General features: G+C 37.5%; 21 protein-coding genes, 1 pseudogene and 1 other annotated feature. Of the genes and pseudogenes, 21 read left to right on the forward strand and 1 reads right to left on the reverse strand.

The window, feature by feature from the left end; all coding sequences use genetic code 11:
• Positions 1 to 10 precede the first annotated feature (10 nt).
• The 19 genes and pseudogenes from dnaI to ABDZ84_RS07715 all read left to right on the forward strand — a co-directional run bounded on the left by dnaI (position 11) and on the right by ABDZ84_RS07715 (position 23408).
• The gene (gene dnaI / locus ABDZ84_RS07625; RefSeq protein WP_026681405.1) at positions 11 to 937 is read left to right on the forward strand and encodes a primosomal protein DnaI; all 927 of its coding nucleotides are present in this window, start codon (positions 11 to 13) and stop codon (positions 935 to 937) included.
• Positions 938 to 1258: 321 nt separating this feature from the next.
• Complete coding sequence (locus ABDZ84_RS07630) at positions 1259 to 1474, forward strand: hypothetical protein (protein ID WP_343780780.1); 216 nt, start codon at positions 1259 to 1261, stop codon at positions 1472 to 1474.
• A 589-nt stretch (positions 1475 to 2063) separates the two neighbouring features.
• The gene (locus ABDZ84_RS07635) at positions 2064 to 2849 is read left to right on the forward strand and encodes a 2,3-dihydro-2,3-dihydroxybenzoate dehydrogenase (RefSeq protein ID WP_121605469.1); all 786 of its coding nucleotides are present in this window, start codon (positions 2064 to 2066) and stop codon (positions 2847 to 2849) included.
• Between the two features lie 24 nt (positions 2850 to 2873).
• Positions 2874 to 4055, forward strand: a complete 1182-nt coding sequence (gene dhbC / locus ABDZ84_RS07640) for an isochorismate synthase DhbC (protein ID WP_166530794.1) — start codon at positions 2874 to 2876, stop codon at positions 4053 to 4055.
• A 28-nt stretch (positions 4056 to 4083) separates the two neighbouring features.
• Positions 4084 to 5697, forward strand: coding sequence for a (2,3-dihydroxybenzoyl)adenylate synthase (locus tag ABDZ84_RS07645; RefSeq protein ID WP_321134338.1), 1614 nt, complete (start codon positions 4084 to 4086; stop codon positions 5695 to 5697).
• Between the two features lie 26 nt (positions 5698 to 5723).
• On the forward strand, positions 5724 to 6617 hold the full coding sequence (locus ABDZ84_RS07650; RefSeq protein WP_343780787.1) for an isochorismatase: 894 nt from the start codon (positions 5724 to 5726) through the stop codon (positions 6615 to 6617).
• Positions 6618 to 6650: 33 nt separating this feature from the next.
• Positions 6651 to 13799 (forward strand): amino acid adenylation domain-containing protein, encoded by a 7149-nt coding sequence (locus ABDZ84_RS07655; protein ID WP_343780790.1) that lies wholly within the window; start codon positions 6651 to 6653, stop codon positions 13797 to 13799.
• Positions 13800 to 13816: 17 nt separating this feature from the next.
• Complete coding sequence (locus tag ABDZ84_RS07660) at positions 13817 to 14002, forward strand: MbtH family protein (protein ID WP_026683088.1); 186 nt, start codon at positions 13817 to 13819, stop codon at positions 14000 to 14002.
• Positions 14003 to 14243: 241 nt separating this feature from the next.
• Complete coding sequence (locus ABDZ84_RS07665) at positions 14244 to 14939, forward strand: 4'-phosphopantetheinyl transferase family protein (RefSeq protein ID WP_321134332.1); 696 nt, start codon at positions 14244 to 14246, stop codon at positions 14937 to 14939.
• A 32-nt stretch (positions 14940 to 14971) separates the two neighbouring features.
• Positions 14972 to 16003 (forward strand): bifunctional 3-deoxy-7-phosphoheptulonate synthase/chorismate mutase, encoded by a 1032-nt coding sequence (locus ABDZ84_RS07670; protein ID WP_034679931.1) that lies wholly within the window; start codon positions 14972 to 14974, stop codon positions 16001 to 16003.
• Between the two features lie 126 nt (positions 16004 to 16129).
• A complete protein-coding gene (ytxC, locus tag ABDZ84_RS07675; RefSeq protein ID WP_226983661.1) occupies positions 16130 to 16984 on the forward strand; it encodes a sporulation protein YtxC in 855 nt (284 codons plus the stop codon).
• Positions 16985 to 17326: 342 nt separating this feature from the next.
• Entirely contained in the window at positions 17327 to 19267 is a 1941-nt protein-coding gene (gene thrS, locus ABDZ84_RS07680; protein ID WP_343780796.1) for a threonine--tRNA ligase, read from the forward strand.
• A 420-nt stretch (positions 19268 to 19687) separates the two neighbouring features.
• Positions 19688 to 20434 (forward strand): annotated as a pseudogene (locus ABDZ84_RS07685) (phosphotransferase family protein).
• 163 nt (positions 20435 to 20597) lie between these two features.
• Positions 20598 to 20888, forward strand: coding sequence for an MGMT family protein (locus ABDZ84_RS07690; RefSeq protein ID WP_026683084.1), 291 nt, complete (start codon positions 20598 to 20600; stop codon positions 20886 to 20888).
• Between the two features lie 87 nt (positions 20889 to 20975).
• Positions 20976 to 21098, forward strand: a sequence feature (ribosomal protein L20 leader region).
• Between the two features lie 68 nt (positions 21099 to 21166).
• Positions 21167 to 21670 (forward strand): translation initiation factor IF-3, encoded by a 504-nt coding sequence (gene infC, locus ABDZ84_RS07695; protein WP_026683083.1) that lies wholly within the window; start codon positions 21167 to 21169, stop codon positions 21668 to 21670.
• Positions 21671 to 21731: 61 nt separating this feature from the next.
• A complete protein-coding gene (gene rpmI / locus ABDZ84_RS07700) occupies positions 21732 to 21929 on the forward strand; it encodes a 50S ribosomal protein L35 (RefSeq protein WP_026683082.1) in 198 nt (65 codons plus the stop codon).
• A 63-nt stretch (positions 21930 to 21992) separates the two neighbouring features.
• Positions 21993 to 22349 carry a 50S ribosomal protein L20 gene (gene rplT / locus ABDZ84_RS07705; RefSeq protein WP_026683081.1) on the forward strand — a complete coding sequence of 119 codons (357 nt, stop codon included), beginning with the start codon at positions 21993 to 21995 and terminating at the stop codon, positions 22347 to 22349.
• 95 nt (positions 22350 to 22444) lie between these two features.
• Positions 22445 to 22735, forward strand: a complete 291-nt coding sequence (locus ABDZ84_RS07710) for a DUF1294 domain-containing protein (protein WP_200862598.1) — start codon at positions 22445 to 22447, stop codon at positions 22733 to 22735.
• 88 nt (positions 22736 to 22823) lie between these two features.
• The gene (locus tag ABDZ84_RS07715; protein ID WP_026683079.1) at positions 22824 to 23408 is read left to right on the forward strand and encodes a TVP38/TMEM64 family protein; all 585 of its coding nucleotides are present in this window, start codon (positions 22824 to 22826) and stop codon (positions 23406 to 23408) included.
• Between the two features lie 44 nt (positions 23409 to 23452).
• Here the strand turns inward: ABDZ84_RS07715 and ABDZ84_RS07720 are convergent, their stop codons facing one another.
• The gene (locus ABDZ84_RS07720) at positions 23453 to 23839 is read right to left on the reverse strand and encodes a hypothetical protein (protein WP_026683078.1); all 387 of its coding nucleotides are present in this window, start codon (positions 23837 to 23839) and stop codon (positions 23453 to 23455) included.
• Positions 23840 to 23952: 113 nt separating this feature from the next.
• Between ABDZ84_RS07720 and ABDZ84_RS07725 the strand changes: the two genes are divergently transcribed.
• Entirely contained in the window at positions 23953 to 24438 is a 486-nt protein-coding gene (locus tag ABDZ84_RS07725) for a dUTP diphosphatase (RefSeq protein ID WP_026683077.1), read from the forward strand.
• Between the two features lie 81 nt (positions 24439 to 24519).
• The gene (locus tag ABDZ84_RS07730) at positions 24520 to 25605 is read left to right on the forward strand and encodes a M42 family metallopeptidase (protein ID WP_026683076.1); all 1086 of its coding nucleotides are present in this window, start codon (positions 24520 to 24522) and stop codon (positions 25603 to 25605) included.
• Positions 25606 to 25861: the final 256 nt, after the last annotated feature.

Here is a 25861-nt window from a genome sequence, read left to right on the forward strand (position 1 = left end):
GATGATTGAAATGAAGCCAGTACAATCTTCACTAAAAAAGTGGATGAGGGGAAATAATAATTTTCAAGAAAACTATACAAAAATTAAGCATGAAATTTTAAGTGACCCTGAAATATCGGTATTTCTATCTCAGCATCCTCAATTACCACAGTCTGAAATTGATAAAAACTTAATGAAACTATATGAATACAAGTCACAATCAAAACAGTGTGATAATTGTACTTGCTTCGCTGAATGTAAAAATATGCTTCAGGGATATTCTCCAAATCTATATGTAGAGGGAAAAGAGATACATTTATCTTATGAAAAATGCCATCTTCGTATAGATCATGAGAGACAACAAGAGCAACAAAAGTTAGTGCAAAGCTTATACATGCCTAAGCAAATCTTAGAAGCAGCTATTGATGATATCGATACAGATCCAAAACGTAGTAAGGCAGTCCGAGACTTGTTGCAATTTGTTGAAGAAGCAAAATCTGGAATACCTGAAAAAGGTATTTACTTTTATGGCCCGTTTGGAGTAGGAAAAACATATTTTTTAGGAGCATTGGCTAATAAATTAAAAGAACTTCATATTTCCTCTACACTCATTTATATGCCAGAGTTTGTACGCGAGATAAAATCCTCGATGAAAGACGATACCGTTAATAAAAAATTGGATTACTTCAAAAAAGCAGATGTTTTAATGCTTGATGATATTGGCGCGGAAATGCAATCTTCCTGGTTTCGAGATGAGATTCTCGGTTCGTTGCTACAATATCGAATGATGGAAGGACTCCCAGTTTTTTTCACTTCCAATTATAGTATGGGGCAGCTGGAAGATCACCTTGCTCAAACGAAAAGTGGTGTAGAGCAAGTCAAAGCTGGTCGTATTATTGAAAGAATGAAACAAGTTAGTAAAGAAGTCCATATAAATTCCGAAAATAGAAGACAATAATCTAGTAAAGAGCTTGAAAAAATTCAAGCTCTTTTTTATAAGTTAAGAAAGTATAAAATCAGTGCAATGACTGCGTTAAGCCAAGTAGTTATTTTGAAATGTTTGATGTATATTGGCAATGCTCCGACGAATTACTTCGCTTTCCGGGCACGGCCTCAACTAACTTTGCAAAGAAGAACACGTTGCAAAGTGGATTTTCGGCTCGCGCTAATCCCGCAGGAGTCTACGTAATTCGTCTCCGCTATGAGAAGGTGCAACAATTCTTATTATAAGTAATAGGTTGACTTTTTTTTACAATGGGTAAAGTAAAAATCGCTATCCGTGAGTATAAAAGCAGCTGTGTTACTTCATGCTAGCGTTGTAGAGCCTGATAATAGCGAAGGGCGGCCACTTCAACTCCTGTGGGAAATGTTTGACCTGAAGATCCACTTTTTTGAGCGGGTTTTGCTAAAAAAGTTAGCTAAAGGACAAACCCCACGGAAAGGGAAGTGGGCAGCCGGAGTGGTGGTCAAGCAAGCAGTAGCTATTATTCCATAATAGCTACTAGAGAAAGCGTAAATCTGAGCATTTAGTGATAAGGACTGAGCGAATTTTGCTCAGTTTTTCTTAATAGTCTAGGAAATGAAGGAAACTATAAAATTTGTGCCTGTGGATAAATAGGCGCATGTTGAGCCGCGTCCGAAACCTAGGCAACTTCACGAATTGCCCTAGGAGTAGGAGAAGTCATCATCGGCTCGTAAGCTCACTTTGTTTCCTTTATTTCCGTTGACTCGCTCCATTCGCTACGTTTCTATTCGGGCGTTTGCACTTTTTGTTCTTTTACAGAAAAGAAAAGTATAAATAAGGGAAGAAAATTTAATATATCATAATATTCCGGTTTTTCATATTACTGCATAATTTTTAGCGTACATAATGAAAAAGACTTATCTGCTAGTTAGGATACTTGGATTCGCTAATTCTTTTGAAGCAGTACTAAACTTCCAATTGGTAAAAAGTTCAAATTATTACTTGATTTCATCATTGAGAACAGTTATCATTTAACTTAAATATTGATAATGATAATCATTATCAATTGAATGATTTAGATAACTATTTAGTACAAGAATAGATTGGAAGGAATGAAGTCATGCAATTTACAGGAATAACTGGAAAGGTTGCTGTTGTAACCGGTGCCTGTGGTGGCATGGGTCAGTCCATTGTTGAAGGGCTTTCTGATAATGGTGCTCATGTAGTTGCACTGGATAACAATACAGAAAAACTATTTGCATTTGTAAGTGAGCTAAAGCAAAACGGCCATCACATAACAGCTTTTACACTGGATATTCGTAATTATGAAAAGGTCGCAGAAACAATAGACATGATTGAACGTGAAGTAGGACCAATTGAAATTCTCATTCATGCCGCTGGGGTACTTTTTTTAGATTCTGTCGTTTCGCTTCCTAAATCAAATTGGGATACCACCTTTGAAGTCAACACTAGCGGTGTGTTCCATATTGTCCAAGCCATTACAAGACGAATGATCCCTCGTCAAGCTGGTGCAATTGTCGTAGTTAGTTCAAATGCTGCTCGAATGCCTAGAATGTCGATGGCAGCATATGCAGCTTCAAAAGCAGCTACTACAATGTTTGTCAAATGTTTAGGATTAGAACTAGCCAATTATAATATCCGCTGCAACATTGTTTCGCCGGGATCAACGAACACCGAGATGCTTAAACAACTGTGGAAGAATGACACAGGAGAACAAGTATCGATAAATGGTACTGCAGAAGAATATCGACTTGGTATTCCGCTAAGAAAAATTGGAGAGCCCGTTGATGTAACAAACACTATTTTATTTCTTATATCTGATATGGCTGGTCATATTACTATGGAAGATATATGTGTAGATGGTGGAGCAACATTAGGGTTGTAAAATTCATCCAAAGGAGGATATAAATTGATAAATACTACTGCTTCTAATCAAAGTAAACAGATAACTTTACTTCAAAATTATCAAAAGGGCGATTTTTTATTAGCATCGCCAAAGCAAATGATCTTGGGTAAAGGAGTTTTTGCAAACGTTCATATGTTAAATAGCCACGGAATAATAGAGCAAATGAAACAGTCGTTGAATCAAGCAAAATTGACTGGTCATGCCAGACCAATTGTGATGGGAGCGATCCCGTTTGATTTTTCCGAGTCACCGAAACTGGTGATTCCGAAAGAGATATCTACTGCTGCTCCATTAGAAGTGAAAAAGCAAGTAGAGTGGAGGAAAGCTTCAAGCTCTACCTTTGAAATAAAGGCAGTTCCTGATCCTGAGGTATATATGGAAGGTGTACGTAAGGGGCTAAAGGCTATTGACACAGATCACATACAAAAAATTGTTTTATCCAGATCATTACATATTACCTCTGCTGAAAGGATAGATACACATCAATTATTAAAAAATCTAGCTTACTCAAATAAAACGGGATACACATTTGCAGTTGATGTATCATTGAATGAGCAGAAAGATACTGAGCCTCGAACATTAATTGGTGCAAGCCCAGAATTGCTTGTATCTAAGACAGGACAAAAAATAGTAGCGAATCCGTTAGCGGGATCACGACCTCGCTGTAAAGATCCGTTGGAGGATGAGCAACAAGCCAAAGAATTATTGGAATCCGCCAAAGATTTACATGAACATGCAGTAGTCGTAGATGCAGTAAAAAAATCGCTTCAGGAATATTGTCTGGAATTACATGTACCTACAACACCTTCCATAATAAAGACAGAAGCAATGTGGCATCTTTCTACGGAAATTAACGGTATTCTAAAAGATCCGCACGTGACTTCCATTGAGTTAGCAATGGCTCTACACCCAACACCAGCTATTTGCGGTTTCCCCACAGAAGCTGCTCGCAATACGATTCAAGAAATTGAACCATTTGATCGTGGATTTTTTACTGGAATGGTAGGATGGTGTGATGAGGCAGGAGATGGAGAATGGATAGTCACCATTCGCTGTGCTGAAATTTGTGGTCGAAACCTTCAGTTATTTGCTGGAGCTGGAATAGTCACTGGTTCAAAGCCAGAAGATGAATTAGCAGAAACGGCAGCTAAGTTTGGCACGATGCTGCAGGGACTAGGCATTTAAGTCCTGAAAAATGAAGGAGGGATTAAATATGGTTCTAGATGGATGTCCAACTTGGCCAGAAGAATATGCTGCATATTATCGAGAGGAAGGATGCTGGGAAGGAAAAACATTTGGAGACCTATTGGCGGAAAATGCCAAAAAATACGAGAATCGAATAGCCATGACTGATGGAGAAGTTGAAGTGTCTTACAGTGAGTTTAATAAAAAAGTGAATCAGCTAGCAGTAGGTTTCCAAAAATTAGGGATACAAAAAGGTGATCGTGTTGTCGTTCAACTGCCTAATCAAATTGCCTTTTTTGATGTCGTTTTTGCGTTGTTTCGGTTAGGCGCAATTCCTGTATATGCGCTTCCAGCCCATCGATATAGCGAAATTCACTATTTTTGTGAATTTGCGGAAGCAAAAGCATATATTATTCCTGACACGTATGGAGGATTTAACTATACATTGTTAGCCAGTGAGGTACAAAAAAGCGTAAATTCACTTGAACATATCATCGTTCATGGTGAGGCAAATAAATACACGTCGCTTTTTGATTTGTATTTACAAGCAGATTTTAAGGAACCTGAAATTAAAGCAAGTGAAATAGCGTTCTTGCAGTTGTCAGGAGGTAGTACAGGGCTGTCCAAATTAATACCGCGTACACATGATGACTATATGTATTCATTGCGCGTGAGTAATCAAATTTGTCAAATAACTAAAAATAGTGTGTATTTGGCTGTGCTACCAATCGCACATAATTTCCCGATGAGTTCTCCAGGTGTGTTAGGAATTTTGTATGCAGGAGGAAAGATAGTTCTTGCTTCTGGATCAAGTCCAGATGAAGCATTTCCGCTGATTCAGAAAGAGCAAGTAACGATTACAGCGCTTGTCCCACCGATAGCATTGATATGGCTAGAAGCGATTAAAAATCGAAGGGATGATTTATCAAGCTTACAGGTTATTCAAGTTGGTGGAGCAAAATTTAGTGCTGAAGTAGCGCAGCGAATACAACCTTCTTTTGGCTGTAAATTACAACAGGTATTTGGAATGGCTGAAGGTCTTGTAAATTATACTCGTTTGGATGATCCGGATGAGATTATTATACACACACAGGGAAAACCAATGTCTCCATATGATGAAATAAAGATTGTAGATGAAGACGATAACCTTGTTGCCACAGGTGAAGTAGGGGAACTATTAACCCGTGGTCCATATACCATATGTGGCTATTATAATGCGCCAGCACATAATCGAAAAGCATTTACCAGTGATGGCTTTTACCGAACCGGTGATTTAGTTAGTGTAAATGAACATGGTTATATTACCGTAGAAGGCCGTGATAAGGATCAAATTAATAGAGGAGGAGAAAAGATCGCAGCAGAGGAAGTAGAGAATCATTTGCTGGCACATTCAAATGTATTTGACGTCGCCGTTGTTGCGATGCCGGATAAATTCCTTGGTGAACGATCTTGTGCATTTATTATTCTCCATTCTGCTTCAGATCACCCAGGTGAGTTCAAACAATTTTTAAGGGAAAGGGGTTTGGCAGCATATAAAATACCTGATCGTGTAGAAATCGTTGAAACGTTTCCCAAAACTCCATTCGGTAAGGTCAATAAAAAAACACTACGACAAAAAATTGATCAAAAATTAAAAATATAATTATTACTTGAAAGGAAGTGGATAAGATGGGACTTCCATCTATAACGACATATCCGATGCCGCAATCTTCGGATTTACCAAATAATAAGGTGGACTGGAAGGTTGATCCTAAACGAGCGGTTCTGCTTATACATGATATGCAGCAATATTTTATTAATGCTTATGATTCTAAGCAATCTCCTTTGCCTGAACTAGTGAACAATATTAAGGATCTTAAACAACGCTGTACACAATTAAATATCCCAGTATTCTACACAGCTCAGCCAGGCAATCAAGCTCCAGCTGATCGGGCACTATTACAAGATTTTTGGGGATCTGGATTAAGCGCAAGTATACAGGAAACACAGATTATTAAAGAGCTTACTCCAGTTGAATCGGATACGGTGCTAACTAAATGGCGCTATAGTGCTTTTAAAAAGTCAGATTTATTACGTATTTTACAAGAAAGCGATAAGGATCAAATTATCATTACAGGTGTCTATGCACATATTGGTTGTTTAGTTACTGCTACGGATGCATTTATGGAAGATATTCAATCCTTTTTTGTAGCTGATGCAGTAGCTGATTTTTCAGAGGCAGATCATCAAATGGCCCTACAATATGCTGCGACTCGATGTGGATACTGTCTAACTACAGAAGCTGTTTTACGTGATCTTATCTCACATCAAGATTTAAATCAGGATGACGCGTTTTCGTTTTCAGATATGAAAATACAAATAGCGAATTTGCTCGATATTCATCCTGACGATATTGCCAATAGGGATAATCTACTAGATATAGGACTTGATTCGATTCGGATGATGAGTTTAGTTGAAGAATGGAGACAGCAAGGAATCGAAGTTAACTTTATGAAGTTAGTAGAAAGACCTACACTTCATGATTGGTGGGAAATGATTACTGGGATACCACAAAATACGTAATGTAGTGTCTATGGATAGGAGGTAACAACGTTTATGACTACAATGGAACACAAACGATTTCCTTTAACAGGTGCACAGACAGGGATTTGGTTTGCTCAAAAACTAGATCCGAATAACCCGATTTACAATACTGGAGAATATGTGGATATTATAGGGAATTTGGAAATGAATTATTTTAAACAAGCGATTAGGCAGACCATTGTGGAAGCAGAGAGTTTACATGTCAATATTGAAGAAGATCTCGAAGGACTATCGCAATTCATTCAATTAGAGAGAGGCTTTTCTATTGATTATATTGATGCTCGTGACCAATCCTGTCCTAGTCATTTTGCAAAAAAATGGATGAAAGATGATTTGTCACAGCCCATCGACTTTGCTCAGGATTTATTATTTAAACAGGTTATCTTTCAACTAAATGATAACCGATATTTTTGGTATCAAAAAATCCATCATATTGCTGCAGATGCATTCGGTTTTTCTTTAATTAGTCAACGAGTTGCGTCGTTGTATACATCATTTCTCCAAGGAAAAAAAGGGGATGAGGGTAGTGCATTTGGCTCATTTATAAAGGTTATATCTGAAAACCGAAAATATAGAGAATCGGAGAAATTTCAGGTTGATCGTGACTTCTGGATGAATCATTTTAGTGATCATCCAGAAGTGGTTAGTTTAGCAGATCGTTCAACGAAGCTACCGGCGTATTACATAAGTGATACAACTTATGTAGATAATGCAATTTTTACATCTCTTCATAATAAATCAAGGGAACATAAAGGTAGCTGGCATGAAATAATAATTGCAGCATTAGCTATTTATGTACATCGGATGACTGGTGAAGAAAATGTTATTTTGAGTTTACCGATGATGAACCGTTTTGGAACATCATCTTTACATGTTCCAGCAACTGTGATGAATATACTGCCATTACGGTTATCATTGCAGGCGGATTTATCCTTACATGATCTGATTCAGCAAATTCAGCAAGAAATACGTGTGATACGTAAGCATCAGCATTATAGACATGAGGATTTGCAACGTGATCTCAAATTATTAGGTAGTAACCAACGTTTGATTGGACCCCAGATAAATATAATGCCTTTCGATTATACACTGCGATTTGGAGAAGCGAAAGGAACAACATACAAACTTTCAACAGGGCCAGTTGAGGACCTATCGTTGAATATATATGATCAGAAAAATGATTCTGGTTTACGATTTGATTTAGATGCTAATCCCAACGCCTATCATGAAGAGGAGGTGCATTTACATCTACGAAGAATAAAAAAACTTGTCGAAGATATAGCCAATTCCTCAATGAAACAAGCAATTGGTAGGTTTCATCTTTTACTAAAAGAAGAAAGACAACAGGTGCTAGAAGACTGGAATCCAGCCTGTCGTGAAATGGCTGATAAGCCACTGTTAACTCGTTTTGAAGAGCAAGTAAAAACGAATTCAAAACGTATTGCTGTAGAGTTTGGAGAGAAGAAACTTTCTTACGCTGAATTAAATGGCCGTGCAAATCAAATCGCCCATTTGCTTCGTAAGCGAGGTGTAAAGCGGGGGCACTTTGTAGCCATTATGCTACCTCGATCAGACGAAATGCTCATAGCTATTCTTGCAGTATTAAAAAACGGTGCTGCCTATTTACCAATTGATCCGATCTATCCGGAAGATCGAATTACGTATATGCTTGAAGACGCACGACCTGCTTGTGTTATTACGTCAGTCAAAGATCAAATTTCATTGGAGAAAGAGGAAGTAATTGTAGTAAACCTAGATGATAACAACATACAGGAAGAATTAACTTTCTCGAATAACCAAACCTTTCCCTCTCCTATTGTTTCTGGGAGAGAACCGGTTTATATGATCTATACTTCTGGTTCTACAGGCAGGCCGAAAGGAGTCGTTGTAACAAATGAAGGCTTAATTAATTTTCTCGAGTCAATGCAATTGAAATTCAATATCCAAGCTACCGACCGACTCTTAGCAGTAACAACAATTGCATTTGATATTTCTGCTCTAGAATTATTTCTGCCTATTTTAAACGGTGCGACAAGTGTCATTGTGGATAAAGAAACAATTCAAGATGCTGCTAAATTAGCACAAGCAATTGAAGAAAAAAATATTACCATCATGCAGGCTACACCTACTCTCTGGCAAACGCTTGTAACGTATCGCCCCAATGCAATCCAAGGGTTACAAGCGTTGGTTGGTGGCGAAGCATTAGCTGCAAAACTGATGGAGGACTTACTTGCGTTAGACTGTAACATAACGAATTTATATGGACCAACGGAAACGACGATTTGGTCTACTGCTATGCCAATTACAGGCAATGAAGCTAAACCCTTCATTGGCAGACCCATTGAAAATACCAAGGTTTATATTTTGGATGCAGCTTTAAACCCCTTACCTCCCAATGTTCCTGGCGATCTCTATATCGCTGGAAAGGGCTTAGCCAATGGCTATTTAAATCGCCCTGGATTAACTGCAGCAAGATTTATAGCTAATCCTTTCAGCCATTCTGGAGAGAGAATGTATTATACAGGGGATATTGCGAAGTGGCGAAACGATGGAACAATCGATTATATTAGTAGGTCTGACCATCAAGTGAAGCTGCGAGGATTTCGAATTGAACCAGGTGAAATTGAGAATGTACTGATGACACATCCAGATGTGGAACAAGCTGCTGTAGTTGTATTTGCGGACCAATTAAATAATCATCGGCTAGTAGCCTATCTTGTTGCAGATGAATTGTTGGATAAGAATAAAATTCGTGACCATGTACAAGATAAGTTGCCAGATTACATGGAACCATCTGCTTATCTTATCATTCCAAGTCTCCCACTAACCCCTAATGGAAAACTTGATCGCAAAGCACTCCCCGCTCCAGATATGGATCAAGTGGTATCAGATAGGGAGCCTCGGTCGCCGCAAGAAGAAATCGTATGTGATTTATTTGCAAAAGTGTTAGGTGTAAATCGTGTTGGAATTGATGATAATTTCTTTGATCTAGGAGGTCATTCTTTACTTGCTGGGCAGTTAATTAATCATATCCGTCAGATTTTTAACGTGGATATTGGTATTAGTAAACTATTTGCAGCACCAACCGTTGTGAGTCTTGTGGATGAGATTAATGATGGTAAGCTAGCTCGTCCACCGATAAAGAAAATGGAAAAACCAGCCAACATCCCTTTATCATTTGCACAGCAAAGGCTATGGTTTCTTCATCAATTGGAAGGAGCCAGTGCAACTTATAATATTCCAGTTGTTGTTGAATTAACAGGCAATTTAAACATTAATGCCCTAGAACAATCCATCTATGATGTAGTAGATCGACATCAGTCATTACGGACCATTTTTCCAGAGACCGAAGGAAATCCGCTTCAATTAATTTTAAGCATAAAGGAAGCTAACCCTGTCATTCACCGGAGACAAATAGATAAAACGGAGGTGAATGAAGCCATTCATTCTGAAATAACCTATTGTTTTAATCTATCGGAAGAACCTTCGTTTCGTGTAACGCTGTTACAAATCGAGAAGAATCGATTTGTACTTGTTCTCTTAATTCATCATATTGTTGGTGATGGTTGGTCGCTTCGTCCGCTTGTACAGGACCTAGAGAGCGCATATCAACAGCGAAGCAAGGGTGAAGTACCTAATTGGCCTGCGTTGCCGTTGGATTATATAGATTTTGTATTATGGCAAGAAGCTTTATTGGGATCAGAAAATAATCGGACAAGCTTGATGGCAAATCAATTAAACTATTGGAAGCAGGAACTTGCAAATCTGCCAGATCAGTTAGATCTACCAACAGATTATTCACGTCCAGTAGAGTCAACTTATCAAGGCGATAGTTATTATTTTACCATTAATCCTGAACTTCACCACCATCTATTGAAAATTAGTAAACATAACGGTGTGAGTCTTTTTATGGTATTGCAAGCTGGATTTACGGCATTATTAACCCGGCTTGGAGCAGGACAAGATATTCCTTTAGGTACTCCAGTTGCTGGTAGAAATGATGATGCAGTAGAAGGAATTGTTGGTTTATTTATTAATACGATCGTATTACGGACGGATACTTCAGGAAATCCTAGTTTTCGTGAGTTACTACAGAGAATCCGTCATACAAATTTAAATGCTTATGAACATCAGGATGTACCGTTTGAACGATTAGTTGAAGAATTAAATCCAGTGCGATCTCGCTCAAAGCATCCATTATTTCAAATAATGTTTGCTTTACAAAATACACCGAACCCCAGTTTAGATTTACCTGAAGTAGAGAGTGATATAACGGTGAAGAGTGTTGGGGCAGCAAAATTTGACCTAACTGTTGAATTTCAAGAATATAGAAATCAGGAAGGAAATCCAGATGGTGTAAAAGGAATGGTTGAGTATAGTACAGATTTATTTAATCATCAAACCATTGATCATATGTTCCAACGATTTTTGCAATTGCTAGAATCAGCAATAATCGATGTTGATCAACCTATTGGTAAACTAACTATTTTGGGAAGCTGTGAAAAAGAGATGATCTTGTCTGATTGGAGCAGGAAGAAAATGGAAGTAGCAGAAAATATACTTCCAGATTTATTTGAAAAACAGGTGGCGAATTATCCGCATGCAGAAGCTATCGTATGTAACAATACATCATTAACATATGAAGATATCAATCAACAGGCAAACAGGCTTGCTCATCTATTAATAGAAAAGGGTGTAGGGCCGAATCAATTTGTCGCTCTAGCAATGTCAAGATCCATTGATATGATCATTGGTTTACTTGGGATTTTAAAGGCTGGTGCAGGATACGTCCCGCTAGATCCGAACTATCCTAAAGCTCGAATCACTTATATGTATAACAATGTGCAGCCTGTATGTCTCATTACGAATCATCAACATAAAGAGAAATTTATTCATGATGATCCAACGTTTATTATTGTCTTAGATGAAAAGCGTACAACACATCAGTTGAACAAACAGAAAACGTCAAATCCGACAAATAGTGATCGTAATGGTTCGCTGTCTCCTTATCATCCAGCTTATATTATTTATACATCGGGATCGACGGGAAATCCAAAAGGTGTAGTTATTCCACACCAGAATGTTGTTCGATTATTCGGAGCGACGGAGCATTGGTTCCATTTTCATGCGGAAGATGTTTGGACTTTATTCCATTCGTATGCATTTGATTTTTCCGTTTGGGAAATGTGGGGTGCCCTGTTGTATGGTGGAAAGCTAGTCATCGTCCCGCATGAGATCAGTCGCTCACCGGAAGCGTTCTTGAAACTTTTGGTAGATGAAAAGGTTACAGTTCTTAATCAAACGCCTTCTGCATTCTATCAGCTTATTCAGGTAGATAGACAGATGGAAGATGTAAGTCAAGAACTAAACTTGCGGTATGTCATTTTTGGCGGCGAAGCATTAGATCTTCATCGATTAGAAGAATGGTATGAGAGACATGAGGAAAATTATCCACAGTTAATTAATATGTATGGCATTACGGAAACAACTGTTCATGTTTCTTATAAGGAGTTAGATAAAGCAAGTATTGCGTTAAATGCGAATAGTGTCATTGGTCAGGGGATTCCAGATTTAGGAGTATATGTGTTGGATGATTATTTAAACCCTGTTCCCCCTGGTGTAGTAGGAGAACTATATGTATCTGGTGCTGGTATGGCTTTAGGTTATTTAGGTAGACCGGATTTAACCGCAGATCGATTTATAGCTAATCCGTATGGAACTAGCGGCAGTCGCATGTATCGAACTGGCGATCTCGCCTGCTGGAAGCATGATGGTTCCTTAGATTATATCGGTCGTGCCGATCAGCAAGTAAAATTAAGAGGTTTTCGCATCGAATTAGGGGAAATCGAAGCAGTCTTGACTAAGCATCTGGGTATTGATGATGTCGTCGTAATGGTACGGGAAGATCAGCCAGGTGACGAACGACTTGTCGCTTATATTACTTGTAAGGGTGACATGAAGGCAGAGGAAGAAAATTGGAAGGTGTTTGCTGCGAAACAACTTCCTGAGTATATGGTCCCGTCTGCTTATGTAATGATAGAAACTTTCCCGTTAACTCCAAATGGAAAACTAGATAAAAAATCATTACCTGTCCCTGAATATGGTACGAGCAACGCTTATCGAATCCCAAGAACGCCACAAGAAGAAATTCTATGTGACTTATTTGCAGAAATTCTTGATTTACCGCAAGTTGGTATTGATGATGGTTTCTTCGATCTGGGAGGTCACTCCTTATTAGCTGTTCAATTAATGACACGAATAAAGCAGGTGCTTGGTGTAGACTTGAATATTGGTACATTGTTTGCGGCTCCCTCTGTAGCGGGGCTTGCAGATCAACTTTCAGAAGAAGGAGATCATCATGCTTTGGATGTACTATTGCCATTAAGAGAAAGCGGTATTCAGGCTCCGCTCTTCTGTGTGCATCCTGCAGGGGGATTAAGTTGGTGTTATGCAGGATTATTAAATAGTTTAGGAAAAGATTTTCCGATATATGGTATACAAGCCAGGGGGATTGCTGATTCTGGTAAACTTCCTCCTTCTATTGATGATATGGCTAGTGAATATATTCAAGCGATAAAACAAGTTCAACCAAATGGACCATACCAGCTTCTCGGTTGGTCTCTGGGAGGGAATGTGATACATGCGATGGCTACGCAATTACAGGAGCAAGGAGATACTGTATCGTTAGTTGCCATGCTAGATGCGTATCCAAGTCACTTCCTTCCTATAAAGAATACACCGGATGATGAAGAGTCGCTTGTGGCTCTACTAGCGTTAGGAGGATTTGATCCCGAAACTCTTGGTGATGAAGCCTTGAATTTTGAGAATGCACTTAAAATATTACGAAATAACGGTAGTGCACTTGCGAGTCTCGGTGATCAAACGATATTAAACTTAAAAGAAACATATGGAAATTCGGTGCGTATTTTAAGTGAATACAAACCAAAAGCATATTCGGGAGACGTTCTGTTTTTCCGTTCTACGATTATCCCAGAGTGGTTTGATGAAATTTCACCAGAAACGTGGAGGCCATATATTAATGGAGATATGGAAGTGTATGATATTCATTGTCGCCATAAAGATATGTGCCAGCCGGAACCATTAGCAGAAATTGGTGATATTTTATTACAGAATCTCTTACAATTACAAGCCAATGAATAGAAAGGAGAAACACGAAAATGACTAATCCAATGGAAAATCCTAATGGTACCTATGTTGTACTAAAGAATAAGGATGGCCAGTATTCACTTTGGCCTTCCTTTCTCGATATACCGGGTGGTTGGAATGTAATATTTGGCGAAGATAATAGAGACAATTGCATGAACTATATTGAAACAAATTGGAAGGATTTATCCCGCATATAACTGGCAGTAAGCTCCCACTTCAAGCAATGAAGAGCAATATTGGTAAGAGGTGGTTCAACTGCCAGTAAATGTCCGATTGGTTCAGAGGCCTTTAGGTCATACCCTTGTGGTACTAACCATCCGTGGGGATAAACAAAACGCCCACGGAAGGAGTTTCACTCTCACTTTATTACCTTCTTCATTGGCTACAGTGAACAATTAAGACTAGTTTCTTTTGATAGAAATGTAGGAGGGAACGGTAGTGACCAATCTATATGTATGTAAACTCCCTAATAAAAGAAGTCATCAAGAAATTCAATGGTTATTTCCTTATATATCTGTTAGAGTTCAAAATAAAATAAGCAGGTATCGTTTGATCGAGGATATGTATCGTAAGCTGATCGGAGAGCTATTACTGCGTCATCCCTTTAACCGGTGTACTGGGTATAAGCTGCCAGTACAAAAAATAGAGATTACACAATACGGTAAACCATTTTTACCAGCATTTCCTTCCTTTCAGTATAATATTTCCCATTCTGGTGATTGGGTGGCGTTAGCAACACACCATTACCCTGTAGGTGTAGATATAGAAAAAATACAATCTGTTGAAAGTAGCGTAGTTAAGAATCTGTTTTCTCAAAAGGAATATACTGAAATGCTTAAACATGTACGACCGGTACAAGCATTTTATGAGATATGGACTGCTAAAGAGAGCTTTGTAAAGGCAACGGGAAAGGGAGTATTGACACCACTTCACTCTTTTGCTGTCAACAATTTACTAGGCAGTCGAATTCAATTTATCCATACCTCCTCCAAAGCAATAATAGAAGGTTATACATGTCAACAATATAGAGACATTAACGGTTATTCATTAGCCATCTGTACAACCAAGGTAGATGAAAAAGCGTTTGGAGGATTACGTTTTTGTCATTTCAATGACTTATTAAATGATCTGTAACCTATTCAGTTAAACACATTTCAAAGGAGAAGATGTCCATGCGTAAAGCTGAAAATATCGATGAAGTATTACTAGATTTATTATGTGCAAAAGGGCAACTTGTAGCTGAATCACTACGTAATTCGAAGATTTCAGATGTTGATATAAATTCTAAAAATAAAGGTCCTTATACTACGGAAACGATAAAACAGGTTCTTCAAGCACTTTCAGATGAAGAATTTAAAAATACAGAGAAAATGACCAAGGTATACTTACATTCACGTGCATTTCAAGAAGAAAATTCGGTAATTCATGTAGGTAATGAGTTAATCGGTAAGCAACAACCACAATTTATTATTGGTCCCTGCTCCGTAGAGAGCCATGAGCAAGTCTATCGAGTCGCTGAAGAAATGTCTAAAAGAGGTGTTTCTCTTTTACGTGGTGGGGCATTTAAACCGAGAACGTCACCATATGATTTTCAAGGCTTGGGAATCGAAGGGCTGCAAATACTAGCTGAAGTGGCTAGAACGTACAATATGTCAGTCGTTACAGAAATTATGAGCCCGGAAAGTATTGCTGAAGCTTATGATTACGTGGATGTTATACAAATTGGGTCACGAAATATGCATAACTTTGATTTGTTAAAAACGGTAGGAAAGCTTGATAAACCCGTATTGCTTAAGCGGGGATTGTCTGCGACGATACATGAGTTTAAAATGGCCGCAGAATATATTCTAAACGAAGGAAATAAAAATGTCATATTATGTGAACGAGGTATTCGCACATATGAAACAGCGACAAGAAATACCTTTGATATATCAGCAATTCCCATTTTAAAGCAAGAGACACATTTACCGGTATTCGCTGATATTTCACATGCAGCTGGTAGAAAAGATATTTTGCTTCCACAAGCCAAAGCAGCATTTGCAGCTGGTGCGGATGGTATTATGGCAGAGGTTCATCCGAACCCAGCGGTAGCATTATCGGATGCGAAGCAACAAATGGACTTATTAGAATTTGCTCAGTTTATGGACCAGCTTCATCACTTTTTAAATCGTTTTTTTGTATCAACTAGTTTGAAGTAATGGCAGTAGCATACTCTATAAATCTTGTATTCAAGGTGCAGATAGTAGTTTTTCTGGATTACTCATTATTTTCACTCTTTGTCCATATAATGTAACAGTTTGGTTGGATGAGGGTGATGTTTATTGGTGGAACTATTTATTGAGTCAGATAAGGAAGTCATTCGATTTTGTGAAAAGGTGCGGCAATACAATAAAAATATTAATCTGCACTGGAAAACTCATGAAGATTGGGGGAATCATCTGCAGTTTGAGGATCAAATTCCAAACCATATGCTAACAGAGGCAATTGCAAAATCTTTAACAGATGTATTTATTTCTTATCGATTGAGCAACATGATATCAACCGTAATTGAAGAGTTTTATTATTTTACGAGTAAAGATGAGATGGAGGAAATTCTTGAATTAACCAATTGGATTATGTCGGGTGAAGATAAAGATAGCTTACTCGTAAGGAAAAAGGAGGATCCATATCAAGTATTGGAGTCATTGTTTATTGCAAATATAAAGGATACAGCAACCATACATTACGATTCTATTGTAAAGTTCCGATTGAAAGTATTTCGCGATTATGTCATACACTATGTCGGGTTGGCTATTGATGAGTTTAAACGGGAAGAGGATCACCAAGAATTTGTGAATATGTTACGAGAGTACATTGCAAAGCGAGAGTCTATCGTTGATACTGTTCATGTTTTACAAGGGAAATCCTTCTCTTTTTTTAAACAAAATGGAAAACCTTTCTCGAAAATGGAACTTCGAATGCTCATGCAAAAAGAACCTTTATATATTGTTGGGTTGGATGAGGGTGAATTAAATTTGTCTCCGCTTGTGGCAATGGCTCCCAGAAATATATACATCTACGGGGATCATCCGTCTGAACCGAAGACACTTACCGTTATTAATGTATTTCAAGAGAAAGTAATGTTTAAACCATTTCATCATTTTCCATTTCCTTACTATGTTAAGAACGAACAACATTAAGACTTGCTTTTCATTTATACTGAAGCTATAATACAAATTATATAATTATATGTTAAGCTACAGGTAATGATAAGGACATAATTCATTGATATGGTATGGAAAGAGAAGGAAGCCAGTGGCTGAAAGCTTCCAACTTACTAACAATGATTTACCACCTTTGAACCCTGCTATTGAATGAAAAAAAGTAAGTAGCAGCGTATCATCTGCGTTATGGATGTATGAAGCCGTAATATTTATTTTTGATACGGGAAATAGGGTGGAACCACGACGTGACCAACGCTCGTCCCTTTGCTTAGATGCAAAGGGGACGAGCGTTTTTAATTTGAAAAAGGAGTGATAGCAATGACTGAAGAACTAGCATTTATTTTTCCTGATGGAGCAGAAAAATCCTTTCCAGCAGGAACTACAGGTGAGGATATAGCTGCTTCTATTTCATCAGGATTGAAAAAGCAGGCATTGGCAGTAAAACTAGACGGGATTCCATATGACCTAAGACGTGAATTGGACCATGGAGGAAAGATAGAAATTATTACGAATAAGGATGATGAGGGGATTGAAATCATGCGTCATTCGACAGCACATTTAATGGCGCAAGCAATAAAACGTCTGTATACTGATGTCAATTTTGGTGTCGGACCGGTTATCGAAGAAGGATTTTATTACGATATAGATATGGAGCATTCCATTACACCAGATGACCTCCCTAAAATAGAGAAAGAAATGAAGCGGATTGTCGATGAAGCTCTAGAGATTGAACGTATCGAAATTTCTCGTGATGAAGCGAAGAAAATGTTCAAGGATGACCACTTAAAGCAAGAACTCATCGATGCAATACCTGAGCATGAGCAAGTAACGATTTACAAACAAGGCGAATTTTTTGATTTATGCAGAGGAATTCATGTTCCATCTACAAATAAAATTAAGGCATTTAAGCTACTTAGTATCTCTGGAGCTTATTGGCGTGGTGATAGCAATAATCAACAGCTACAGCGAATTTATGGAACTGCTTTTGCCAAACAAAGTCAAGTCGATGAATATCTTCGTATTTTAGAGGAGCGAAAAGAACGTGACCACAGGAAGCTAGGTAAGGAATTGGATATCTTTACAGTTTCTCAGAAAGTTGGACAGGGTCTACCATTATGGCTTCCTAAAGGCGCAACGATTCGTCGTGTAATTGAACGCTATATTGTTGACTTAGAAGAGCGTCTCGGCTATGACCATGTATATACACCTGTATTAGGAAGTGTAGACTTATACAAAACGAGTGGACACTGGGATCATTATCAAGATGACATGTTCCCAGAAATGAAAATGGATAATGAAGAATTAGTGCTCCGTCCAATGAATTGCCCGCATCATATGATGGTTTATAAAAACCAATTATACAGTTATCGGAATCTGCCTGTACGAATTGCGGAATTAGGGACTATGCATCGCTATGAGATGTCAGGAGCTTTAGCAGGACTTCAACGCGTGCGAGCAATGACACTAAATGATGCCCACATTTTTGCCCGACCTGATCAGTTGAAGGATGAGTTTATTCGTGTTGTAGAGCTTGTCCAAAAAGTGTATGAGGACTTCGGCATAAAGGATTATTATTTCCGTCTTTCCTATCGTGATCCGGAAGACAAAGAAAAATATGTAGATAATGATGCAATGTGGAATAAAGCGCAGGCGATGCTAAAAGAGACAATGGAAGAAATGGAAGTTGATTATGTTGAGGCAGAAGGAGAAGCTGCTTTTTATGGTCCGAAGCTAGACGTGCAAGTAAAAACTGCTTTAGGTAAAGACGAAACACTGTCAACTGTACAGTTGGATTTTCATCTTCCAGAACGATTTGACTTAACGTATATTGGGGAAGATGGTAAAGAACACCGCCCTGTTGTTATTCACCGAGGTGTTGTATCGACAATGGAACGGTTTGTAGCATTTTTAATTGAAGAATATAAAGGGGCATTTCCAACATGGCTTGCACCAGTACAGGTTAAAGTGATTCCTGTTTCACCACGGGCTCATCTAGCGTATGCGAATCAAGTAGCCGATAAATTAAGACTTGACGGTGTACGTGTTACTGTCGATGAACGAGATGAGAAAATTGGCTATAAGATTCGTGAAGCACAAACACAGAAAATACCATTTGCTCTCGTTTTAGGAGATAATGAAGTGAACGAAGATGCGGTTAATGTCCGTCGTTATGGTCAAAAAGAATCGGAAACGATTAGTTTTGAGACATTTACTAATTTAATAAAGCATGAGATAGCTAATAAAGTAATGAACCGCTAAACGAACAAACATACAGGCCTGAGACATAACGAAAACGTCCTCTTCTATTTGTTGGTTCGACAATAGTTATTATAGTCCGATAGTATAGACTTCTGGGAGAACATGGCTGCATAAGCACCGTGCTCCAATAGATTCCGTGTTAGCTAAGGCATTTTCAACATTAATTGGGCTTTTGTTTTAACTTCGTATTTTTCCTATCTCCATTTATTAAGTCAAATAGCCTATTCCTATTGATTTTGAAAGAGGAATAGGCTGTTTTATATGAAATTGGAGATATAGTGGGATGTAATAGTAAGAGGAAAAAACAAAAAGAAATAGAACTACTATATAAAGAGAAGAATTGATCTGTAGCTACCTGCTTATATGTGTAGAAATAGAGACGATAAATCTCCGAATAAGTGAATAGGGGAGAGGACATGAGTGAAATTAATTAACCAAATTGCTGTTGGCAATACAGCTGAAGTTTATTTATTGGACAATAAAATTGTCAAGCTATTTCATAAGAACATACCGAAAGAAACATCTGAGTACGAAGCAACGAAACAACGTATTGCTTTATAATGTGGGCTTCATGTTCCAACCGTATTGGATGTAACAATCATTGATGGAAGACAAGCGATAATAATGGAATATATAAAGGGTAGTACGCTAGGGGAATTACTGGAAAAGGATAATAGTCTGTTGGTTGATTACATTTCCATTTCGGTTGATATTCAACAAAACATACATGCTGTCATTGCAGATTCAATGGAAACAATGTCTGTAAAGTTACAGCGACAAATTGAATCAACTGATTATTTAACGGACAATCAAAAGTTAAGGCTAATCCAAAAAATGAAATCAATCTCCTATGAACCTAAGCTTTGTCATGGAGATTACCATTTATTTAATCTGGTTAGCACAGCTAGTAACGTAACTATTTTAGATTGGGTTGACGCTAGTTCGGGGGATATCCGTGCCGATGTATATCGTACGTATCTTCTTTATTCACAACTCTCAATGGAATTAGCAGATACGTATGTATCTTGTTATTGTGAAAAGAGTGGATTATCCATCGACGAAATTTTTCAATGGGCTCCTATCATTGCTGGTGCAAGACTATCAGAGAAAGTTTCTTCTGAAAATAATGAGCGACTTATTGCAATCGTGAACCAGTATTGTCCATGAATCGATTACACCAAGAATAGGGAATGAAGTGTGTAATGAAATTGAATGGAGTGGTCGCTAATATGAAATTCACTTATTTTTGCGCGTTGCTGGGCAACTGTAGCAAATGAATGTTATGATAAAATTAATAGAGTTAGTACACAAAGGAGAAGGTTAAAAGAAAATGGATAACGGCTTCTTTACAAAAGTTTATCAGTTAGTAGAAAAAATTCCAAAAGGACAAGTAGCTACTTACTCGCAAATCGCTCGAATTTTAGAGCAACCTCATAATGCAAGGGTAGTAGGATGGGCCATGAATAAGGCACCTCAAGGACTACCATGTCATAGAGTTGTAAAGAAATCTGGAGAATTAGCCCCTAATTTTCTCAATCAAAGGACATTGCTTGAACAAGAGGGAGTTGCCTTTGATAAAAAAGGACGAGTAGTATTAACTAGCTGTAATTGGAATTTCTAATACGATGATATAAATTTCTTATTGATCTTTTTTGACAGTTTCTTTTATTTGTGTTACTATAATTAAGTTGAAAATAATTGAATGATCTGAGACAAGTAGAAGCACCCGCTTCTCACCTGATTGACGCCTGTTGGTAGTTGACTGGTTCCGACTCTTATATAAACGATTGGAGACGTGTGGGTGCATATATGCCCGCACTTTTTTCATGATAAAATTGACTTGTCGATAATGATCACAGCGTTAAACTTTTTTGGAGGTGGATGATAATTAGCAAAGATATGAATGTCAATGAAAAAATTCGTGCAAGAGAAGTACGGTTAATTGATTCAAATGGAGATCAGCTTGGCGTGAAATCTCGTCATGAGGCATTAGAGATAGCGCAAACGAGAAATCTTGATCTAGTGCTTGTTGCTCCAAATGCAAAACCGCCAGTATGTCGTATTATGGACTATGGGAAATACCGCTTTGAGCAACAGAAAAAAGAAAAAGAAGCACGTAAAAAGCAGAAAGTAATTAATGTCAAAGAAGTTCGCTTTACGCCTGGAATTGGTGACCATGATTTTGAAACGAAGCTAAAAAATGCTCGTAAATTTTTAGAAAAAGGCGATAAAGTAAAGGCTGCTGTTCGTTTTCGTGGACGTGCAATTACACACAAAGAGCTCGGCAGGGAAGTTTTAGATCGATTTGCTGAAGAAGTAAAAGATATTGCGACTATTGAGACGAAGCCAAAGATGGAAGGTCGTAATATGTTTATGATGCTTGCACCAGTGAACGAAAAGTAAATATACAGTTAAGAAGAAACTGTCAAATCAACAAAGCTGATGTTATAAGGAGGAAATCAACATGCCAAAAATGAAAACCCATAAAGGTTCTCAAAAACGCTTTAAGAAAACAGGTACTGGAAAACTAAAACGTGCACATGCTTACACAAGCCATATGTTCGCACATAAGTCTCAAAAACAAAAACGTAAACTACGTAAAAGTGCTACAGTATCTGCTGGTGATTTCAAACGAATTAAAACAATGCTTCCATATAAATAAGCATTACTATGTCAACTATTGATTTTTAAACTTTATTTTGATTTGTATTAGGAGGGAATTATTATGCCACGTGTAAAAGGTGGAACAGTAACGCGTAAACGTCGTAAACGCGTCCTTAAACTAGCTAAAGGTTATTATGGTTCGAAGAGAACGTTATTTAAAACAGCAAAACAACAAGTAATGAAGTCTGGTCAATATGCTTATCGTGACCGTAAACAGAAAAAACGTGAATTCCGTAAGCTTTGGATTTCTCGTATTAATGCAGCAGCTCGTCTAAATGATATGTCTTACAGCAAGCTAATGCATGGTTTGAAAGTTGCTGGAATCGATATTAATCGTAAAATGCTTTCTGACCTAGCTGTACATGATGAAAAAGCATTCTCTCAACTTGTAACAAAGGCGAAAGAAGCTTTAAAATAAATCGAAAAGAATCCATCTAAGGTATGGATTAGTAATAAGTATTAGGAAAAGACCAAATACTGCAATAATCGCAGAATTTTGGTCTTTTTTTTAAAATGAAAATTGAAAGTTGGTTGAGGGAATTGGCAAGTTTTATACCATATTTAATAGGTGTTAATGCAATTACTTTTTTGTTTATGGGATTGGATAAGCAAAAGGCAAAACAGCAAAAATATCGGATTCCGGAACGTACATTTTGGCTGCTTGCGCTTATAGGTGGATCGATAGGCGCTTGGCTGGGGATGCAGTCGTTCCGTCACAAAACAAAACATCGATCTTTTGTTATTGGCATACCAGCTCTATTCCTAGCCCAAGTAGTAATAATAATTAGCTATTCCTTCCTCTAGATGTCATAAAGGCTCGTCTCTTGTCATATACATGTACTAATGCGCGTCCTAGCGTTTATAATAGCACAGCATGAGGAGGAGGCGGGTTATGGAGGGCTTCGGAAATTATTTAATGGCTGTTATGGAGACAGGGGGGTTATTTGCTCCTTTATTGTTTATTAGTTTTCATTTATTAAGGCCCTTATTTTTTCTTCCAGTAGTTTTTATTTGCATCTCAGGCGGAATTCTTTTTGGAGCGGTAGCAGGTACATTATATTCCTTAATTGGGATCACCTTATCCAGTATTTTATTTTATTTCATTGTAAATAAAATGCCAAAATCAATAAAGAAATTTATGAAGTTAAAATCAAAAATAGTTGGCCAACGATCCGCATTTACAACTTCACAAATCGCACTACTACGACTAATTCCATTTATACACTTTCATTTACTATCATTATGTCTATTAGAGGTATCAGCTGGATTTAAAGATTACACGAAATCATCCTTATTATCTAACATTCCATTGGCATTCGTATATACTTCCATTGGCCAATGGATTTCGAATTTAACTCCTCTTTATATCTTCGTGTTTCTAGTTGTATTGCTACCATTTCTTTATTTACTGCGTAGAAAGGAAATTATAATTAAATGGCAAGAATTCTTCCCTGTCCATACAAAAGAAAGTATATGATTCATGATTAGCGGCACACACGATGAATAAATGATGTGTGCCGTTTAATCCATTATAAATAATTTATTGATTGGATGTTTCCACTCAATATCTGCATATGGGTAACGAATTAATATCTCTTTTTCTAAGAAATATAAATCATCTCTTGTCAATCCTCGTAACTCTAAAGAGTCTTTAACTGTTACGTGAATATTAACAACCTCAAATGCATCTTCTGTTGTTCCTACGTACTTCTCTCCTTCAAACAAGCAGCCTTTATATACGAATTGAACATTCTTTTTACTGTTATTTGGTTCATCCAAAAAATAAAACTTATGCTCAGCTTTTGCAATAAGAAGTCGTCGTTGAGGATTTCTATAGTATTGTACCCACGTATATATGAGTAGTGCAAGTGCAATAAAGATAAGAATGCGAAATAAAATTACGATCATACAACCGTCTCCCTGATTATTATTACCCTATTATACGTACTATACTGTTCGTAGGTTTCACTATTTTTATGGATTCATGATACAATCGTAAAAAAGAGAAAAGAGGGGACAAATTGAATTGGAAAGAATTATACAATATGCAAACAGAATTAGATAGTTATATCGAAAAAAACAATAACATTAAGAAAGAAGAGGTATTTAAAGATAAGGTTTTAGCACTACTAGTTGAACTAGGAGAGTTAGCAAATGAAACTAGATGTTTTAAGTTTTGGAGTAATAAACCTAGAAGTGAAAAATCAGTAATTTTGGAAGAATATGTAGATGGTATTCATTTTATCTTGTCTTTAGGTATAACGAAAGGGTACTACTATCAAGGAGAGGCTCTCCCCAGTGTAGATGAAACGGAGACAGAATTATTCTTACGTATGTTTACAGTCTGTGATGCATTCTACCGAGATCAAAATGAATATACATATGATCAACTATGGAGAACGTACTTACAGTTAGGTAGTGCACTAGGTTTTTCTGAAAAAGATGTTAAGCATGCATATTTAGAAAAAAATAAGGTAAATTATACCCGGCAGCATGAAGGCTACTAGGACTAATGACGATCAAATATTTTGTACTTTCTGCCAATGAAGGTATAATAAATATATATCAAGTTATGAGGTGATGTACATATGGCAAAACAAGATGAAACATTAACGATGCTAAAGGAACTTACGGATGCAAAGGGTATCCCAGGAAATGAAAAAGAACCAAGAAAGATTATGAAAAATTACATTTCTCCATATGCGGATGAAGTTTTCTATGATAACCTAGGAAGCCTAATTGCTCAGAAAACAGGTGAGGAGAATGGACCTAAGATCATGGTTGCCGGTCATTTAGATGAAGTAGGGTTTATGGTAACTCGAATTGACGATAATGGTTTTATTTATTTCCAAACAGCTGGTGGCTGGTGGAGTCAAGTTATGCTTGCACAGCGTGTTACAATTATGGGGAGTAAAGGTGATGTTACGGGAGTTATAGGTTCCAAGCCTCCACATATTCTTTCAGCTGATGCTCGTAAAAAGCCAGTAGAAATTAAGGACATGTTTATAGATATTGGTGCATCTAGTAAAAAAGAAGCAGAAGATTTTGGTGTGAAACCTGGAGATTCGATCGTACCATATTTCGAATTTACACCTTTAAAAAATGAGAAGTTGTTGTTGGCTAAAGCATGGGACAACCGTATCGGCTGTGCGATTGCAATTGAAGTGCTAAAGCAACTGAAGGATTCAGAACACCCGAATATTGTTTATGGAGTTGGTACTACTCAAGAGGAAGTTGGGCTTCGTGGTGCAAAAACAGCTGCTCATGCCATTGAACCAGATATCGGCTTTGGAGTTGATGTAGGAATTGCTGGAGACACTCCTGGCGTCCCTGATCATGATGCTGATAGTAAATTAGGAAAGGGACCACAAATTGTATTATATGATGCGTCTATGGTATCCCATAAGGGTGTGCGAGACTTTGTTGTGGAAACGGCTGAAGAAAACAATATCCCTTACCAGTTTACATCTATGGCAGGAGGAGGAACAGATTCAGGTTCTATCCACTTAACCGCCAATGGTGTACCTTCTTTATCCATTACAGTAGCTACTCGTTATATTCATACGCATGCTGGAATTTTGCATCGTGATGACTTTGAAAACACTGTAAAATTAATTGTAGAGACAATTAAGAAGCTAGATAGAGACAAGGTTAATGAATTAATTTTTGATTAAGAACAAAAGCGAATGTGCTTGATTTCTGGGTACTAGAGCTGGAAGCAGCACAACACGCCCAGATCATTCCACAGGCTCAAATTTTATAATTTCCTAAACTATGAAAAAGAAGCTGAGACAAAAGAATGAAATAACAATAAAAAACGAACGATAAAAAATTAGGTACCGACCCCCTGAAGTTAGAGTGAAAAATCTAATTTCAGGGGGTGTTTTTGTGGCTAAATATAGTGAAGAATTTAAAGGGAAGGTTGTCACC

Origin of the sequence: Virgibacillus salarius (assembly GCF_039521925.1) — a bacterium.
Taxonomy (GTDB): Bacteria; Bacillota; Bacilli; order Bacillales; family Amphibacillaceae; genus Virgibacillus; species Virgibacillus salarius.

Bases quoted from the DNA above. Each gene is read 5' to 3' on its own strand.
- ABDZ84_RS07635 (WP_121605469.1), top strand. From the start codon at position 2,064: ATGCAATTTACAGGAATAACTGGAAAGGTTGCTGTTGTAACCGGTGCC.
- rplT (WP_026683081.1), top strand. From the start codon at position 21,993: ATGCCACGTGTAAAAGGTGGAACAGTAACGCGTAAACGTCGTAAACGC.
- ABDZ84_RS07645 (WP_321134338.1), top strand. From the start codon at position 4,084: ATGGTTCTAGATGGATGTCCAACTTGGCCAGAAGAATATGCTGCATAT.
- ABDZ84_RS07710 (WP_200862598.1), top strand. From the start codon at position 22,445: ATGAAAATTGAAAGTTGGTTGAGGGAATTGGCAAGTTTTATACCATAT.
- ABDZ84_RS07660 (WP_026683088.1), top strand. From the start codon at position 13,817: ATGACTAATCCAATGGAAAATCCTAATGGTACCTATGTTGTACTAAAG.
- dnaI (WP_026681405.1), top strand. From the start codon at position 11: ATGAAGCCAGTACAATCTTCACTAAAAAAGTGGATGAGGGGAAATAAT.
- ABDZ84_RS07720 (WP_026683078.1), bottom strand. From the start codon at position 23,839: ATGATCGTAATTTTATTTCGCATTCTTATCTTTATTGCACTTGCACTA.
- ABDZ84_RS07690 (WP_026683084.1), top strand. From the start codon at position 20,598: ATGGATAACGGCTTCTTTACAAAAGTTTATCAGTTAGTAGAAAAAATT.
- rpmI (WP_026683082.1), top strand. From the start codon at position 21,732: ATGCCAAAAATGAAAACCCATAAAGGTTCTCAAAAACGCTTTAAGAAA.
- infC (WP_026683083.1), top strand. From the start codon at position 21,167: ATGAATGTCAATGAAAAAATTCGTGCAAGAGAAGTACGGTTAATTGAT.
- ABDZ84_RS07650 (WP_343780787.1), top strand. From the start codon at position 5,724: ATGGGACTTCCATCTATAACGACATATCCGATGCCGCAATCTTCGGAT.
- thrS (WP_343780796.1), top strand. From the start codon at position 17,327: ATGACTGAAGAACTAGCATTTATTTTTCCTGATGGAGCAGAAAAATCC.
- ABDZ84_RS07655 (WP_343780790.1), top strand. From the start codon at position 6,651: ATGACTACAATGGAACACAAACGATTTCCTTTAACAGGTGCACAGACA.
- ABDZ84_RS07670 (WP_034679931.1), top strand. From the start codon at position 14,972: ATGTCCATGCGTAAAGCTGAAAATATCGATGAAGTATTACTAGATTTA.
- ABDZ84_RS07715 (WP_026683079.1), top strand. From the start codon at position 22,824: ATGGAGGGCTTCGGAAATTATTTAATGGCTGTTATGGAGACAGGGGGG.
- ABDZ84_RS07730 (WP_026683076.1), top strand. From the start codon at position 24,520: ATGGCAAAACAAGATGAAACATTAACGATGCTAAAGGAACTTACGGAT.